The sequence below is a fragment of the Aquirufa echingensis genome (genome assembly GCF_042714525.1).
GTDB lineage: Bacteria > Bacteroidota > Bacteroidia > Cytophagales > Spirosomataceae > Aquirufa > Aquirufa echingensis.
Genome location: NZ_JBBKYA010000002.1, coordinates 433,635 through 450,228 on the forward strand (window position 1 = coordinate 433,635; position 16,594 = coordinate 450,228).

At 44.2% G+C, this 16,594-nt stretch carries 14 protein-coding genes; 9 read left to right on the forward strand and 5 right to left on the reverse strand.

All coding sequences use genetic code 11. The annotated features are described in order from the left end of the window. The first annotated feature begins 58 nt into the window (after positions 1–58). The 4 genes from gcvP to rocD all read left to right on the forward strand — a co-directional run bounded on the left by gcvP (position 59) and on the right by rocD (position 8,068). The gene (gcvP, locus tag SKC38_RS04555) at positions 59–2,935 is read left to right on the forward strand and encodes an aminomethyl-transferring glycine dehydrogenase (protein ID WP_377975480.1); all 2,877 of its coding nucleotides are present in this window, start codon (positions 59–61) and stop codon (positions 2,933–2,935) included. 179 nt (positions 2,936–3,114) lie between these two features. Next, positions 3,115–5,517: a 3-hydroxyacyl-CoA dehydrogenase/enoyl-CoA hydratase family protein gene (locus tag SKC38_RS04560; protein WP_377975482.1), complete on the forward strand. Its 2,403-nt coding sequence runs from the start codon at positions 3,115–3,117 to the stop codon at positions 5,515–5,517. 2 nt (positions 5,518–5,519) lie between these two features. Then, positions 5,520–6,695, forward strand: a complete 1,176-nt coding sequence (locus SKC38_RS04565; RefSeq protein ID WP_377975483.1) for an acetyl-CoA C-acyltransferase — start codon at positions 5,520–5,522, stop codon at positions 6,693–6,695. Between the two features lie 155 nt (positions 6,696–6,850). Beyond that, positions 6,851–8,068 carry an ornithine--oxo-acid transaminase gene (gene rocD, locus SKC38_RS04570; protein WP_377975485.1) on the forward strand — a complete coding sequence of 406 codons (1,218 nt, stop codon included), beginning with the start codon at positions 6,851–6,853 and terminating at the stop codon, positions 8,066–8,068. On the opposite strand, the gene ygiD is transcribed toward rocD, so the two are convergent. Further along, positions 8,065–8,874, reverse strand: coding sequence for a 4,5-DOPA-extradiol-dioxygenase (ygiD, locus tag SKC38_RS04575; protein ID WP_377975487.1), 810 nt, complete (start codon positions 8,872–8,874; stop codon positions 8,065–8,067). The genes rocD and ygiD overlap by 4 nt on opposite strands. Positions 8,875–8,876: 2 nt before the next feature. Continuing rightward, positions 8,877–10,400, reverse strand: coding sequence for a transcription termination factor Rho (rho, locus tag SKC38_RS04580; protein WP_377975489.1), 1,524 nt, complete (start codon positions 10,398–10,400; stop codon positions 8,877–8,879). A gap of 23 nt (positions 10,401–10,423) precedes the next feature. Between rho and SKC38_RS04585 the strand changes: the two genes are divergently transcribed. Genes SKC38_RS04585 through bioA form a run of 4 tightly spaced genes read left to right on the forward strand, consistent with a single transcriptional unit; the run spans position 10,424 to position 13,713 of the window. Further along, entirely contained in the window at positions 10,424–10,627 is a 204-nt protein-coding gene (locus tag SKC38_RS04585; protein ID WP_377975491.1) for a hypothetical protein, read from the forward strand. A 60-nt stretch (positions 10,628–10,687) separates the two neighbouring features. Then, entirely contained in the window at positions 10,688–11,842 is a 1,155-nt protein-coding gene (locus SKC38_RS04590; RefSeq protein WP_377975492.1) for an aminotransferase class I/II-fold pyridoxal phosphate-dependent enzyme, read from the forward strand. After that, positions 11,835–12,440: a dethiobiotin synthase gene (gene bioD / locus SKC38_RS04595; protein ID WP_377975494.1), complete on the forward strand. Its 606-nt coding sequence runs from the start codon at positions 11,835–11,837 to the stop codon at positions 12,438–12,440. The genes SKC38_RS04590 and bioD overlap by 8 nt, the downstream gene beginning before the upstream one ends. Further along, on the forward strand, positions 12,418–13,713 hold the full coding sequence (gene bioA / locus SKC38_RS04600) for an adenosylmethionine--8-amino-7-oxononanoate transaminase (protein WP_377975496.1): 1,296 nt from the start codon (positions 12,418–12,420) through the stop codon (positions 13,711–13,713). Before bioD ends, bioA begins: the two co-directional genes overlap by 23 nt. On the opposite strand, the gene SKC38_RS04605 is transcribed toward bioA, so the two are convergent. Next, entirely contained in the window at positions 13,702–14,136 is a 435-nt protein-coding gene (locus tag SKC38_RS04605) for a nuclear transport factor 2 family protein (protein WP_377975498.1), read from the reverse strand. The two genes, bioA and SKC38_RS04605, sit on opposite strands and share 12 nt — an antisense overlap. 91 nt (positions 14,137–14,227) lie before the next feature. Here SKC38_RS04605 and SKC38_RS04610 point away from each other — a divergent pair, with 91 nt between their 5' ends. Continuing rightward, a complete protein-coding gene (locus tag SKC38_RS04610) occupies positions 14,228–14,806 on the forward strand; it encodes a HupE/UreJ family protein (protein WP_377975500.1) in 579 nt (192 codons plus the stop codon). 47 nt (positions 14,807–14,853) lie between these two features. Here SKC38_RS04610 and SKC38_RS04615 read toward each other — a convergent pair whose 3' ends face one another. Beyond that, positions 14,854–15,834 carry a ribonucleoside-diphosphate reductase small subunit gene (locus SKC38_RS04615; protein WP_377975502.1) on the reverse strand — a complete coding sequence of 327 codons (981 nt, stop codon included), beginning with the start codon at positions 15,832–15,834 and terminating at the stop codon, positions 14,854–14,856. Between the two features lie 91 nt (positions 15,835–15,925). Then, positions 15,926–16,498: a hypothetical protein gene (locus tag SKC38_RS04620; protein ID WP_377975504.1), complete on the reverse strand. Its 573-nt coding sequence runs from the start codon at positions 16,496–16,498 to the stop codon at positions 15,926–15,928. Positions 16,499–16,594: the final 96 nt, after the last annotated feature.

Genomic DNA, 16,594 nt, shown 5'->3' on the forward strand with positions numbered 1-16,594 from the left:
ATCGCTAAAAAAAGCTTACTTTTGTGGCGATTTTTCAATCCAAATTCAGACGAATTTTATGACCCCAAATTTCAAATACCGGGAAGATTTTGCATTGCGTCATAACAATGTTGAACCTGCCGATGTATCCGCCATGTTGAAGGAAATCGGCGTAGCTGATTTAAATACACTCATCAATCAAACTGTACCTGAAAAAATTCGTTTGGCACAAGGCCTTCGCCTACCTGCACCGAAAACGGAATTTGAATTCCTTCGTGATTTCAAACAAGTAATGGGTCAAAACAAAATCTTCAAAAGCCATATCGGTTTAGGGTATTTTGATACGTTTACACCGAATGTGATTTTGCGTAATATTTTGGAAAATCCATCTTGGTACACGGCCTATACGCCTTACCAAGCTGAAATCGCGCAAGGTCGTTTGGAAATGTTATTGAACTACCAAACGATGATCATCGACCTTACAGGCATGGAATTAGCAAATGCTTCTCTTTTAGATGAGGGAACGGCAGCTGCTGAAGCCATGACGATGTTATACGGCCAACGTCCTGCAGAGCGCGCAAATGCGGAAACTCTTTTCGTTTCTTCCCTTTGCTTGCCACAAACCATCGATTTATTGATGACGCGTGCAGAGCCAATCGGTATCGAAATTGAAGTAGGTGATCATACGAAAATCGACTTAACAGATCCGAAATATTACGGAATCGTTTTACAATATCCGGCAGCAAACGGCGAGGTATTTGATTATGCAGCATTTGTTGGCGCAGCCAAAGAACAAAATCTACAAATCGTTGTCGCGGCAGATTTATTAGCCTTGACTTTGTTAACGCCTCCAGGCGAATGGGGCGCGGATGTCGTGGTAGGAAGCTCGCAACGTTTTGGTGTACCAATGGGATTCGGTGGACCACACGCAGCCTTCTTTGCGACGAAAGAAAAATACAAGCGTAGCATCCCAGGTCGTATCATCGGGGTATCCGTGGACGCTGAAGGAAACCGTGCTTTACGTATGGCGCTTCAAACACGCGAGCAACACATTCGTAGGGAAAAAGCAACGTCCAACATCTGTACGGCACAAGTATTGTTGTCGATCATGGCTGCGGCTTACGCAATCTACCACGGACCGGAAGGATTGAAAAAAATCGCTTCACGCGTGTACGGCCTCACAGAATTATTGGCCGCTGGTTTGAAAAAACTGGGTTATAGCTTAGAAAACACACAACACTTTGACACTTTAACGGTTCTTACGGGTACTCAAACCGAAGAAATTCGTGAATATGCGGAGGAGTCGGAGCGCAATTTTAGATACTACAAAAACGATGCAACGAAATTAAGCATCGCTTTAGATGAGACAACTTCGGAAGACGATGTGATTGAGATTTTGGCATTTTTCCAAAGAGCTCAAGGCCAACGCATCTTAGGAGATGAGTTGACCGTTGCTTGGAATCTTCCTAGCACTTTGACACGTACGTCCAACTTCATGTCGCATGACGTATTCAACCGTTATCACTCTGAGCACGGCATGTTGCGTTATTTGAAGTCTTTGGAATCCAAAGATTTATCCATGGTTCACTCGATGATTTCGTTGGGATCATGTACGATGAAATTGAATGCAACGACGGAAATGATTCCGGTGACTTGGCCAGAAATGGGCAAAATGCACCCATTTGCGCCGGCGTTCCAGACACGTGGGTACCAACAAATGATTACGGAATTAAGTGCTTGGTTATGTGAAATCACAGGCTTTGCGGCGATGTCGATGCAACCAAATTCGGGAGCTCAAGGCGAATATGCGGGTTTGATGGTGATTCGTGCTTACCATGCTTCGCGAGGAAATTCACATCGTAACATCGCTTTAATCCCTTCATCTGCGCATGGTACAAACCCTGCATCAGCAGTGATGGCAGGTATGAAAGTTATTGTGACTCCATGTGACGAAAATGGAAATATCGATGTAGCAGCATTACGTGCTAAAGCCGAGGAGCATAAAGATGATTTGGCTTGTTTAATGGTGACGTATCCAAGTACACACGGCGTGTTTGAGGAGAGCATCATCGATATATGTGCGATGATTCATGAATTTGGTGGACAAGTTTACATGGATGGTGCCAATATGAATGCGCAAGTGGGATTAACTTCGCCGGCACGCATTGGCGCCGACGTATGTCACTTGAACCTGCATAAAACCTTCTGTATTCCACACGGAGGCGGAGGCCCAGGCATGGGACCGATCGGTGTAGCACCACAACTAGTACCTTTCTTACCTGGTCACGTGATTACGGACTCAGTTGAAGCACCTGCACACGGAGCGGTTTCGGCTGCCCCGGTAGGTTCAGCTTCGATCTTAGCTATCTCTTACGCATACATCGCGATGATGGGTGGAGAAGGCTTAACATTGGCTACCCAAACAGCCATCTTAAATGCGAATTACATCAAAGCGCGTTTGGAAAAAGAATTCCCAATCTTGTACACAGGTTCACAAGGACGTTGTGCGCACGAAATGATTGTGGATTGTCGGCCGTTCAAAATCTCCGCTGCCGTAGAAGCAGAGGATATCGCGAAACGATTGATGGACTACGGTTTCCACGCACCTACCCTATCGTTCCCGGTAGCTGGAACCTTGATGATCGAGCCGACCGAATCAGAAAACAAAGAAGAATTGGATCGTTTCTGTGATGCTTTGTTGAGCATTCGTGCCGAGATTCGCGCGATCGAAGAAGGCCGCGTGGAGAAGACCAATAACTTATTGAAGAACGCACCACACACACAAACTCGTGTGATGGTTGCCGACTGGGATAAGGCATACACACGAGAAGAGGCAGTTTTCCCACTTCCGTATGTAAAAGCCAATAAATTCTGGCCTACGGTTTCACGTATAGATTCGGCATATGGTGACCGAAACTTGGTTTGCGCATGCGAACCGACATCGAGTTACGCCTAAATTTTATCAAGTACTTGATTATTTTAATCCCCCTGGAAAACCCCAGGGGGATTTTTACTGATAATTTATATTGTATGCTTGCATAACATTTTGTTTTTTCGGTATATTTACTGCGGTAGACGCTGACAGGGTCAGAGACCCTGTCAGCGTCACCAAAAAACCATCTCAATCTTTTTAACATGAATCGTTCCATTAAACGCGTAGCCATCCTTGGCTCTGGAATTATGGGCTCTCGCATCGCCTGTCATTTCGCAAACATTGGCGTTCAGGTATTGCTTTTGGACATTGCTCCCAAAGAACTGAATGCAGAGGAACAAGCAAAAGGCCTTAGCCTGGAGCACCCATCCGTGAAAAATCGGATCGTTAATACGGCATTTCAACAAACTATACAGGCAAAGCCCGCGTCGCTTTACAGCAGCAGCTTTGCCAAAAACATTAAACTGGGCAACTTCGACGATAATCTACCGGAGATTGCACAGGCCGACTGGATCATGGAGGTCGTCGTGGAAAATTTAGCGATTAAAAAATCGTTGTACGACCGAGTCGAGCAATTCCGTAAACCCGGCACCTTAATTACTTCGAACACCTCTGGCATTCCTATCCATTTGATGGCCGAGGGACGTTCAGAAGATTTCCAACAACATTTCTGCGGCACGCACTTTTTCAATCCGCCTAGGTATTTGCGTTTATTGGAGATTATTCCAACCGCCAAAACTGACCCTAACATCATTGATTTTCTTTTGCAATTCGGCGAAACCCAATTGGGCAAAACGACCGTATTGTGTAAAGACACGCCGGCGTTCATCGCGAACCGCATTGGTGTTTATTCGATGATGCAAACGATGAAAGTCGTGGAAGAATTGGGATTGACAGTAGAGCAAGTAGATAAGTTGACCTCGAAAGTCGTAGGCCGACCGAAATCCGGAACCTTCCGTTTGTCGGATGTCGTGGGTTTAGATACCACGGTTCACGTAGCGAATAATCTGAAGCAAGCATTGACTAATGATGAAAGCAAGTCGATTTTTGATTTGCCCAACATGCTTCAAAAATTAATGGACAACAAATGGCTCGGCGATAAAACCGGCCAAGGATTTTACAAGAAAACCAAAGAGGCTGGCAAAACAGTCATCTTGAGTTTAGACTTACAAACATTTGAATACCGCCCGGCGCAGAAGGTTTCTTTTGAGACCTTGGAGCGTACAAAGGCCATCGACAAATTAGCGGATCGCTTTGCAGTCTTATTGGCCGGCAAAGATTTAGCAGGAGAATTTTACCGCAAAACCATCTTAGACGGCTTCCGTTATGCCTCCATGCGCGTACCCGAAATCGCGGATGATTTTGTCAAAATTGACCAAGCCATCTGTGCAGGATTCGGTTGGGAAATGGGCATTTTCGAAACCTGGGACGCGATTGGAGTGCAAGTTGGAATCGAGCTCATGGCTGCAGAAGGCATTCAACCCGCAGCGTGGGTAACGGAAATGCTGAAAGCGGGAAATACAAGCTTCTACCGAGTTCAAAACGGCGAGCGTCAATATTATGACATTCATAGCAAGTCCTATCAAACCATTCCTGGTTCGAATAAGCAGATCAATTTACAAATTCTAAAACCGACCAAAACTGTTTACAAAAACGACGATGCGAGCATCATCGATATCGGCGACGGCATCATCAACTTGGAATTCCATTCGAAGATGAATACGATGGGTCAAGGCGTTTTGGAAGGTGTTCAAAAAGCGATTGATCTAGCGGAAAAAGATTACCGAGGATTGGTCATTGGAAATGAAGGCGTTGAAGCGTTCTCGGCGGGAGCAAATTTAGGGATGCTGTTTATGTATGCGGCCCAACAGGAATTTGATGAAGTCAATCAGATGATTGCCATCTTCCAAAAAACCATGATGCGCGTGCGTTATTCATCCATTCCGGTGGTGGTCGCTCCGCATACCTTAGCACTAGGGGGAGGAACGGAGATCAACTTGCATGCCGACAAAATTGTTGCTCATGCGGAATTGTACATGGGATTGGTGGAAGTAGGTGTAGGTCTAATTCCAGCCGGTGGGGGGACAAAAGAAATGGCCTTGCGTATGGGCGATGCCCGTCGGAAAGGTGACGTAGAACTCAACCGTTTGCAAGAAGCCTTCATGAACATAGCTACCGCGCGCGTGAGCACATCAGCGCATGAGGCATTGGAAATGAATTATTTACGCAAGGAAGATCGCATTGTGTTGAACAGAAGCCAACTCATTTCGGAAGCGAAAAAAGAAGCAATCGCATTGGCAGATGCGGGCTATGTGCAGCAGCAACAAAGAAGCGATGTTTGGGTAGAAGGAAAACAAGGTTTGGCCTTGTTTAAAGCGGGAATTCAAGGCATGTTGATGGGTAAATACATCTCCGAACACGATGCTTTAATCGCAAATAAACTAGCTTATGCAATTTGTGGTGGCGATTTAGATGCGCCTCAAATGGTCACAGAAGAATATTTACTCGACTTAGAGCGCGAGGCATTCTTATCGCTTTCGGGCGAACGCAAAACGTTGGAACGAATCAGTAGCTTATTAAATGGAGGTAAACCTTTAAGAAATTAATCATGAACGCATATATCATAGCAGGTTACCGCACAGCGGTAGCAAAAGCAAACAAAGGTGGATTTAGAACCATGCGACCAGATAATTTGGCGGCAGAGGTGATCAAACATTTAATGGCGCAAGTTCCTTCCGTGGACCCGGTGCTCGTGGAAGATTTAATCGTGGGTAACGCGATTCCAGAAGCCGAGCAAGGCATGCAGATGGCACGGTATATTTCCTTATTATCACTGCCAAAGAGCGTACCTGGATTCATCATCAACCGCTATTGCGGGTCAGGATTAGAGGCCATTGCCTTAGCATCTTCCAAAATTGCGGCTGGCATCGCGGATTGCATCATTGCCGGTGGAACAGAATCCATGAGCATGTTGCCCATGATGGGACATAAAACCGTTTTGAATTACAACATTGCCTCCGAGCATCCCGATTATTACATCGGCATGGGCCTAACGGCGGAAGAGGTGGCAAAAAAATATGAAATCACGCGTGATGAGCAAGATGCTTTTGCATTCGCCTCACATCAAAAAGCGCTAGCCGCACAAGCAGCTGGTCATTTTGATGCATCGATCGTACCCATCAACGTATCTGAAAATTATTTCGATGCGGCATCAGGCAAGAAAAAAACAAGAATCTGGACTGTTTCCAAAGATGAAGGTCCTCGGGCTGATACAACTATTGAAGCACTCGGAAAGTTGAAACCCGTATTCGCCATGGGTGGAACGGTGACCGCCGGAAATGCGTCCCAGACTTCTGATGGAGCAGCTTTTGTTTTAGTTGTTTCCGAAGCATTTGTAAAGCAACATAAATTAGAGCCAATCGCACGCATGGTGACTTATGCGACAGCCGGTGTCGAACCAAGCTTAATGGGTATCGGTCCGGTGGAAGCGATTCCACTGGCTTTGAAAAAAGCTGGACTTTGTTTGCAAGACATCCAACAAATTGAATTGAATGAGGCTTTTGCAGCTCAATCATTAGCAGTCATTAAGACCTTGGGCATTGACCCGAGCATCGTGAATGTAAATGGGGGTGCGATTGCTTTGGGGCATCCACTGGGATGTTCTGGCGCTAAATTGTCTATTCAATTAATCGATGAAATGAAACGCCGCAACCAGAAATACGGCATGGTAACCGCCTGTGTAGGTGGTGGCCAGGGGGTCGCGGGGATTTATGAGCGACTTTAAGTCCCTAGGCTAAAGCCTAGGGTTATCTAAATTTTATAACCCCAGACTTTAGTCTGGGGCTCTACAGACTTAGTCTGGGGCACATCAACAAACTTTTTAAAACCCCAGACTTTAGTCTGGGGCTCTACAGACTTAGTCTGGGAAATTCACTAACAATGACATCAACCGATTACATCCGCCTAGAATCTGAATACGGTGCCCATAATTACCATCCCATTCCCGTCGTCCTGACCAAAGGCCTCGGCGTACATGTTTGGGATGTAGAAGGCAAACAATACTTTGACTTTTTGTCGGCTTACAGCGCCGTCAATCAAGGGCATTGTCATCCGCGCTTAATACAAGCTATCACGGATCAAGCCCAAAAACTCACCTTGAGTTCGCGTGCCTTTCACAATGACCAATTAGGCTTAACCGAAAAAAAACTCGCTGAGAAATTCGGTTATGAGAAGGTATTGTTGATGAATACGGGCGTAGAAGCTGGAGAATCCGCAATCAAATTAGCCCGTAAATGGGGGTATGAAGTAAAAGGCATTCCAGCTAATCATGCCCAAATCATCGTCGCCGAAGGGAATTTTTGGGGCAGGACCATTGCGGCGATTTCGTCCTCAACGGATCCTAGTAGCTATCACAACTTTGGTCCATACGCACCTGGATTTATCAAAATCCCTTACAATAACCTAGCGGCACTCGAAGAAAAACTAAAGGATCCAAACGTCGCGGCCTACATGGTCGAACCCATTCAAGGGGAAGCTGGGGTTCTTTTACCCGATGCAGGTTACTTGAAAAAAGCCGCCGACCTATGCAAAAAACATAAGGTTTTATTCATCGCCGATGAAATTCAAACGGGCCTCGGTCGGACCGGCGCCTGGTTAGCCTGCCACCACGAATTCGTTCATCCCGATATTCTATTGTTGGGCAAAGCTTTATCGGGTGGATTCATGCCCGTTTCTGCCGTATTATGTAGCGATGAAATCATGTTGACAATTAAGCCCGGCGAACATGGGTCAACTTTTGGAGGAAATCCATTGGCATGTGCGGTAGCGAATGCAGCCATCGACATTTTGGAAGATGAGGATTTAATTGAGAACGCGGAAAAACGAGGAAACCAGTTGATGCAATTCCTACAAACTTTACAGGCCAAAACGGCTTTAATCCGTGAAGTGCGAGGCAAAGGTTTATTGTGTGCAATCGAAATCAATACCGACGAAGATAGTCCGGTCGCATGGGAAATATGCATGGATTTTATGCGGGCAGGGCTTTTGGCAAAACCAACCCACGGCAATAAAATCCGGTTAGCACCGCCTTTGACCATTTCCAAAACCGAGATGGATCAAGCCTGCGATATCATTGAAAAAGTCTTCTTGGGTTATTAACGAATCTCGAAACAACGCATCGAAATTCCTCCATAAACGAGCTGCTCGTAAGTCGTATAGACTTGCTCGTCTTTACGTGCCAGCGCCAAACTGTACAACAAGGGAATGTAATGATCTGGTGTAGGAACAGAATAACGTCCTCCCGGTGCGCGTTCGTAATCGAGTAATCCTTTGACGTTTTTGTCGGCAATTAATTTCGCCGACCACACATCAAATTCCTGTGCCCATTCGTAGCCAAAGTTTTCTTGACCTGAACTCAAATTAGGTACGCTCGCTTGTAAATTGTGTACAATATTACCACTTCCTAATATAAGCACCCCTTTTTCACGCAAAAACTGAAGTTCACGGGCAAGTGAAATATGGTAAGCTAATGGCCGCGAATAGTCGATCGACAACTCGAAACAAGGAATATTATGTTGGGGAAACAAATGACATAACACCGTCCACGCGCCATGGTCTAAACCCCACTCAGTCGTAGGCTGTACCGATTTCACCTCATCCGCTAAGGCAGAAGCAAAAAATGGACTGCCAGGAGCAGGATATTGGTATTGATGTAATTCGCGCGGAAATCCACCGAAATCGTGAATCGTTTCCGGCTGAGGGGAGGCTTGCACAAAGGTTCCTCCGCGGGTCAACCAGTGCGCTGAAACAACCAATACAGCCTGTGGTGGCGCGATAGACGCACCTAACTGATTCAAAGATTGCGTAAATGGATTGTCCATTAACGCATTCATCGGACTGCCATGCCCGATAAACCAAACGGGCTGACGATCCGATGAACGTAATTCAATGGGTAAAATCGACATGATTAGCGATTCATAGAAACCAAAAACTCTTCGTTATTACGCGTACCTTTCATTTGCTGTTGCAAGAATTCCATAGCCTCTACTGAGTTCATGTCCGACATGTGCTTGCGCAAAATCCAAACGCGTTGTAATACTGCTGGATCCATCAATAGATCCTCGCGACGCGTACCAGAAGCCGTTACATCAATTGAAGGATAAATACGGCGGTTGGCCAATTTACGATCCAATTGCAATTCCATGTTACCTGTACCTTTGAATTCCTCAAAGATTACCTCATCCATTTTCGAACCGGTTTCAATTAAGGCTGTTGCGATGATGGTCAATGAACCGCCATTCTCCACATTACGTGCCGCTCCAAAGAAACGTTTTGGTTTATGTAAAGCATTGGCATCCACACCTCCAGATAAAATCTTACCCGATGATGGAACAACCGTATTATATGCACGCGCTAAACGCGTGATTGAATCTAATAAAATCACCACATCATGACCACATTCCACCATGCGTTTTGCTTTTTCCAAAACCAGGTTAGCCACTTTCACGTGACGCTCAGCTTGCTCATCAAACGTAGATGAAATCACTTCTGCACGTACTGAACGTTGCATATCGGTTACCTCCTCTGGACGCTCATCGATCAATAAAATGATCAAATAAACCTCTGGGTGATTGCGCGAAATCGCATTAGCAATGTCCTTTAATAAAACCGTTTTACCCGTTTTCGGTTGGGCCACGATCATTCCACGCTGTCCTTTACCGATCGGAGCAAACAAGTCCAAAATACGCGTCGAATAATTATCTGGCGTCGAAGACAAGTTTAATTTTTCCTCCGGGAACAAAGGCGTTAGGTATTCAAAATTGATCCGATCACGAATCTCATCCGTCGTCTTTCCATTCACGGATTCCACTTTTAATAAAGCGAAATATTTCTCTCCTTCTTTCGGCGGACGAATCTTCCCTAAAATGGTATCACCTGTCTTTAAACCAAACATTTTGATTTGAGATGGCGACACATAAATATCATCTGGTGATGCCAAATAGTTATAATCCGAAGAACGCATGAAGCCGTATCCGCCTTCTTGCATGATTTCCAACACCCCTTCATTGTCAATTAAGCCATCCAATTCTTTGATGACTTGATTGTAATTATTGCGGTGTTGACGATGTTGATGCTGTGGCTGTTGAGCCGGCGCATCCTCTTTTGGTAAGGTATTTAAATCAACCGGTGCATCCGTTGGCGAAACTTTATCCGCTGCCAAAGGCGCATCACTTGTCACGAATGACGTATCTACTTCTTCAGGTTCGATGATTCCTTCTACTTCGATAGGGGCCTCATCTGATTGATTAGGCTTCCCTTTCCGTGGGCGAATGTTCTTCGCTGGTCTCGCAGGAGCAGCCGACTCAGTTACTTCTGGAGTGGATTCTACGGCAGGAGCCTCTCCCATCGGTAATAAGGGAGCTTGATCTTCGGTTGGTTTTGAAATTCGTTGGCGCTTAGGACGGTTGGTTGAATCGGATTTATTATCCATAAAAGGGAAATATTTGATATTTTTTGATTGAACAATTCCCAAAACTTAACAAAAAAATCTCCTTAAAACATGAGGCAGAATCCGGAGGATTAGCAGCACAAACAGAGAATGTATTGGGTGAATTGTTAACAGAAACGTTTGCGACATTGAAACGTTGTGCAATACTACATCAGAGTTCGCGGATTGTCAAGCATTATTTCCGCTTTTTCATCCAAATTATCAATTAACGCATTTTTTCAGCACATTACTCACAGAATTGCCCCTTGTTTCGTAGTTTTACACACAAGATGTCAAATACAAATTCAGCTAACAATCTTCTGATCAATGCCTTAAGCGAACGAAAAGACGCGGGGCTGTTGCGTGCGCTGGTGGATGTGGATCAACTGACCGACTTCTGTTCGAATGATTACTTGGGACTCGCGAAAGACCGTGCATTAGCTAAGCAAATATCCGATGAATTTAGAACATGGGAATCTGTGCAAAATCCAGAAACTCCGATAAACGGCTCCACAGGTTCGCGCTTAATTTCAGGGAATCATAGCTACATAGAAGCATTTGAAAAATCATGTGCACAAATGCATCATGCTGAGGCAGCACTTCTATTTAGCTCAGGGTTTGAAGCAAACTTGGGGCTTATCGCTTCCTTGGCTCAAAAAGAACATGTTATCTTCTGCGATAAATTATTGCATGCGAGTTTAATTGATGGCCTCCGTTTGGCACCGGCGGAACGACGCATCTTTAAACATAATGACCTAAAGGATTTAATTCATTTATTGGAGCAATATCCCAAAGAAACCATCAAATGGGTGGTCGTCGAATCAATCTATTCCATGGATGGCGATATCGCTCCACTGAAAGAATTAGTCGAACTCAAATCAACATATAACTTCGAAATAGTCGTCGACGAAGCCCACGCGGGCGGAGTTTATGGACCACAAGGTGCAGGTTTATGTGCAGAATTAGGCATTCAGGATTCCATTTTTGCCCGGGTGCTAACCTTTGGCAAAGCCTGGGGAAATGCTGGCGCGGTCGTGCTGGGTTCAGAGGTGCTTCGCTCCTACTTGATCAATTTCGCCCGACCGTTTATCTATTCAACCGCTCCTTCGCCGCATCATGTGTTGAGTTTAAATACCGCGATGGATTATGTTGCGCAATCAGATGAGCAACGAAAAGCGCTATACGACAACATCATTTACTTTAAAAGTTTACAAACCTCGGAACATTGGGGCGACGGCTCTACGGCCATTCAAACCTTTTTTGTCACAGGCAATGAAGCGGTGCGTGCGAAAGCTGCCAAAGCTCAAGCCGCAGGTTTTGCCGTAAAACCCATCGTTTTCCCTACGGTCCCGAAAGGAAAGGAACGCATTCGAATAACTCTAACGGCGATTACTTCTCGTACCGAGATGCAAAAACTCATTCAAACACTTGAATCCAATGCCTAAGAAATACATCATCGCCGGAATTGGCACAGAAATTGGCAAAACCGTCTGCTCAGCAATCGTCACAAAAGCCTTGCAAGCGGATTATTGGAAACCCGTGCAAGCAGGTAATCTGACCGATGGAGATGCGTATTGGGTCCAACAATGGGTACCGGGGACGCATGTTTTTGCGTCTACTTATGAACTTCAAAATCCCCTTTCACCACATACCGCGGCAGAATTGGATGGAATTCGTATTGAATTAAATGCCTTTCATGTACCAGAGACAGAACAAAATTTAGTAATCGAATTAGCCGGCGGAATCATGGTGCCGCTAAACGACCAACAAACGAATCTTGACTTAATTCAGCATTTAGGACTTCCCGTTATTTTAGTGAGTAAAAACTATTTGGGAAGCATCAATCATACGCTGTTGACCTACGAAATTTTAAAATCCCGAAACATTCCGATGGCCGGAATTATCTTCAATGGCCAAACAAATGCTTCTGGTGAAGCGTTTATTGAGAAACATACAGGCTTGCCTGTGTTGTTACGTGTCAACGAAGAAAAAGAAATTAACCCAAGTATTATTGCGCATTATGCCGAATCATTCCAACGCTAATTTATCCCAACGAGATGCCGCGGTTATTTGGCATCCCTTTACCCAGCATCAAATCGAACCCATTTCGATTCCGATAACGCATGGCGAAGGAGTCAATCTCTATGATGCGGAAGGGAAAAAATACATCGATGCGATTTCGTCCTGGTGGGTGAATATTCATGGGCATGGGCATCCGTATTTGGCACAAAAAATATACGAACAGGCGCTCAAACTAGAGCAAGTGATTTTTGCAGGCTTCACGCACGAACCAGCAATTCAATTATCCGAGCGATTATTGGGTCATTTGCCTGATAATTTCCAAAAGGTTTTTTTCTCGGACAATGGTAGCACGGCCGTGGAGGTGGGGATTAAAATGGCCCTGCAATTTTTCCATAATCAAGGCCAAACGCAAAAGCGCAAAATCATTGCCTTCGAAGACGCCTATCATGGGGATACTTTTGGAGCCATGAGTCTAGGCTCACCCAGTGCCTTCAATGCGCCTTTTCAGGACATGTTGTTCGAGGTCGAATTTCTACCGAGCCCTTGTGACGCGGATGCTTGCATTGCCGCGATGCGCGAGAAAATGAATCACGCGGATGAATATGCGGCCTTCATTTTTGAACCCTTAATTCAAGGGGCTGGCGGCATGAAAATGTATGCTCCCGAAACATTGGATGCATTGATTTCGATTGCGCATGAAAACCAAATGCTTTGCATTGCTGATGAAATCATGACGGGTTTCGGTCGGACGGGAAAATGGTTCGCCATGGACTATTTGACCCATAAACCGGATATTGCTTGTTTCTCCAAAGGCCTTACGGGCGGCATGATGGCCATGGGAATCACCACATGTTCGAACGAATTATTTGATACCTTTTTGTCTGACGACCGGAAGAAAACACTTTTCCATAGCCATTCTTTTACGGCGAATCCCATGGCTTGTGCGGCAGCGTTGGCCAGCATGGATTTAATGGAGCAAGCGGAAACCTGGGAAAATATTGCTCGAATTGAGGCGAGTCACCGCGCTTGGAAATTAACCCAAGTAGGCCATTCTGTTATTCAACATATTCGCATCCAAGGAACAATCATCGCTTTTGAACTTGCGGTAGGGGAATCCAATGGATATATGCATTCCATTCGGGATCGCGCGTATCAGTATTTCATCAAAAAAGGGGTCCTCATGAGACCCCTCGGTAATACCTTATACATCCTAGCTCCTTACTGTATTAGCAATGAAGAGCTTAACATGATTTATTCGGAAATCGAAAATTTTGTAGCGGAATTAGTTGGCTAATTTCGTGGATTGCCACGAGACCATTTGCCATCTCCCCGCCTCAAAAACGAAAACATCAGTAAAACGCAATTTGACTGGTGTCTCTTTCCCATCGGCTGATAAGTTTACCAAATTAATTATCCCCGTATTAATTCCCGTTTTGCCATAAACGCGCGTTTGCATTTCAGCAGCTTGAATGGAAACATAGCTCGACTTACCCGAGAAAATGGAAGCGATGTAAGATTCTTTGTTGTCGGCATTTCCACCTGAATGAAAATAAACCAAATCGTTGTGCAATACGGCTTCTAGGCCAGCACGGTCTTTGGCAATCATCACTTTAAATCGGCCTAATTCGGCATCTTTTAGTGATTCAACTGTTGGCTTTTGCGCAAAAACGAAGAGAGAAAGGCAAACTAATACCAGGGTTAAGATGCTATTTTTCATGTGCTAAATTTTAAATTAAAGTCATAATAATCAGCCAACTACTCAAAATTTTATGAACAATTAAATAAATTGCACGAACTAAACCTCAACCATGTCTATCTTCCAAACGTATCTACAACTTGGATTTCAGCATATTCTTAATTGGCAAGCCTTCGATCATTTATTGTTTATCTTAGCAATCACCTGCATATTCACCTGGTCTGATATCAAAAATGTTTTGTGGCTCGTGACGGCTTTCACCCTTGGACATTCCATAACGCTGGCACTCGCTACGATCGGATGGATTACAATAAACCCTACTTGGATCGAATTCCTCATTCCTTGCACGATTTTCCTTTCAGCCATCCAAAATCTAAACTTCAAGGATCAGAGGAAAACCAACTCATCTAAAATCCCTTATTATACCGTCTTGTTTTTCGGACTTATCCACGGACTAGGATTCTCTAATTACCTGCAAAGTCTATTAGGAAAAGAATCATCCATTTTCACTCCCCTTTTGGCTTTTAATCTGGGATTAGAATGTGGTCAATTAATTGTGGTTGCGATCATCCTTTTCTTCATGACAGCCTTGACGAGTTTTACCCGCTTCAAACGGATACACATGGTCTATGTCATTTCAGGCATCATTATTGGACTGGTCGTACCGATGTTGGTAGAGCGAATCCCATAAAAAAAGCCCAACATCTCTGCTGGGCTTTTCCTTGTATCCTATTAAGACTAGAAATCTTCGTCCATGGAGAAGGACATCGAATCTTTATCAGCCATAACACCTGATTTTTGATATTCTGCCACACGCTTTTCGAAGAAATTGGTCTTTCCTTGCAAGGAGATCATCTCCATGAAATCAAATGGATTGGTTGCGTTGTAATTCTTTTGGCAACCTAAAGAAACCAATAAACGGTCAGCCACAAATTCAATGTATTGACACATCAATTCTGCGTTCATACCAATCAATGAAACTGGCAAAGCTACGGTTACGAATTCTTTCTCAATTTCTACCGCATTTAGGATAATCTCGTAAATACGCTCTTGGGAAATTTTATTTTTGATGTGATCCGCATACAATAAACAAGCGAAATCACAGTGTAATCCTTCGTCACGCGAAATCAACTCGTTTGAGAATGATAAGCCTGGCATCAAACCACGTTTCTTCAACCAGAAAATCGAACAGAATGAACCTGAGAAGAAAATACCTTCAACCGCTGCGAATGCAATCAAACGCTCAACGAAGCTATCGCTCTCAATCCACTTCAAAGCCCAATCCGCTTTTTTCTTCACACAATCAATCGTCTCGATGGCACGCAACAAACGATCTTTTTCCTTAGGCTCTTGGATGTACGTATCAATCAAAAGTGAATACGTTTCCGAGTGAATGTTTTCCATCATGATTTGGAAACCATAGAAACATTTCGCCTCTGCGTATTGAACCTCTTTCAAAAAATTATTGGCCAAATTCTCATTTACAATGCCATCAGAGGCTGCAAAAAAGGCTAAAACATGTGAAATAAAATGACGCTCGCCATCATTCAATTTCTTCCAATCTGATAAATCTTGTTGCAAATCAATCTCTTCAGCCGTCCAAAAAGAGGCTTGTGATTGCTTGTAAAACTTCCAGATATCATCGTGCTTGATCGGGAATAAAACGAAACGATTTGGGTCCTCAACTAAAAGAGGTTCAGGTAAAAGTGCTTTTGACATGTGAATAATAAATGAATTCGAAATTAAGAATTTCTTGTTGATAATCGTCGAATACTAAGACAATATTTTAGGCCAAATTGTTTTAAAAAATTTAAAAGAAAAATCCACCTACTTGGACAACCAAAGCAGAGCCATATGGAGACGCTTTTGTAGCAGAATAATTCAAATCATACATCACATTTAAATTGATTCCAATCTTAGATCCAATCCCGATTCCCACCAAAACCGGATTAGAATATGCATAGCTAGGATTTGTTATATCGCTGAAATTTTCCACTTGCGCCGTAAGAAAACTTTGGCCTAAAAGTGCCGACAAAGCAGGAACGTATTGACGAACAAAAATCCGCTCCCCGATTAAATTAGATGCCGCATAACCACGATAAGCAAAATACTGATAGGTCATTCCCACCCCTATAATTGTTGTATTCGTGGCCATGTAACCAGCCATGGGTGAAATACCGATACTCGTAGGATTTCCAAAACTCAGACCCGAAATTCCACCGCCAAAATGCAAACGCTCCCGAAAACTTAATTCACTTACATCCGGCTCCACATCCAGATCGCCTTTCGCGCCTTCTTCAGCAATGACAACCGGGTCTTGCGCAAGGCAATTAAAACTTAATGAGCAGAATAAAATGGCAAAAAATAAGTAAGTCGATTTCATATTATCAAGTTGTTGGAACGCAAAAAAAAACATTCCCGCTAACTTAGCTTTGGCAAACCTTCAAGGATTGCCAAAGCTAGGGGTTGGGTTTGTCAA

Excerpts from the sequence above, each read along its gene's own strand:
- gcvP (WP_377975480.1), top strand. The coding sequence starts at position 59 with ATGACCCCAAATTTCAAATACCGGGAAGATTTTGCATTGCGTCATAAC.
- SKC38_RS04560 (WP_377975482.1), top strand. The coding sequence starts at position 3,115 with ATGAATCGTTCCATTAAACGCGTAGCCATCCTTGGCTCTGGAATTATG.
- SKC38_RS04565 (WP_377975483.1), top strand. The coding sequence starts at position 5,520 with ATGAACGCATATATCATAGCAGGTTACCGCACAGCGGTAGCAAAAGCA.
- rocD (WP_377975485.1), top strand. The coding sequence starts at position 6,851 with ATGACATCAACCGATTACATCCGCCTAGAATCTGAATACGGTGCCCAT.
- ygiD (WP_377975487.1), bottom strand. The coding sequence starts at position 8,874 with ATGTCGATTTTACCCATTGAATTACGTTCATCGGATCGTCAGCCCGTT.
- rho (WP_377975489.1), bottom strand. The coding sequence starts at position 10,400 with ATGGATAATAAATCCGATTCAACCAACCGTCCTAAGCGCCAACGAATT.
- SKC38_RS04590 (WP_377975492.1), top strand. The coding sequence starts at position 10,688 with ATGTCAAATACAAATTCAGCTAACAATCTTCTGATCAATGCCTTAAGC.
- bioD (WP_377975494.1), top strand. The coding sequence starts at position 11,835 with ATGCCTAAGAAATACATCATCGCCGGAATTGGCACAGAAATTGGCAAA.
- bioA (WP_377975496.1), top strand. The coding sequence starts at position 12,418 with ATGCCGAATCATTCCAACGCTAATTTATCCCAACGAGATGCCGCGGTT.
- SKC38_RS04605 (WP_377975498.1), bottom strand. The coding sequence starts at position 14,136 with ATGAAAAATAGCATCTTAACCCTGGTATTAGTTTGCCTTTCTCTCTTC.
- SKC38_RS04610 (WP_377975500.1), top strand. The coding sequence starts at position 14,228 with ATGTCTATCTTCCAAACGTATCTACAACTTGGATTTCAGCATATTCTT.
- SKC38_RS04615 (WP_377975502.1), bottom strand. The coding sequence starts at position 15,834 with ATGTCAAAAGCACTTTTACCTGAACCTCTTTTAGTTGAGGACCCAAAT.
- SKC38_RS04620 (WP_377975504.1), bottom strand. The coding sequence starts at position 16,498 with ATGAAATCGACTTACTTATTTTTTGCCATTTTATTCTGCTCATTAAGT.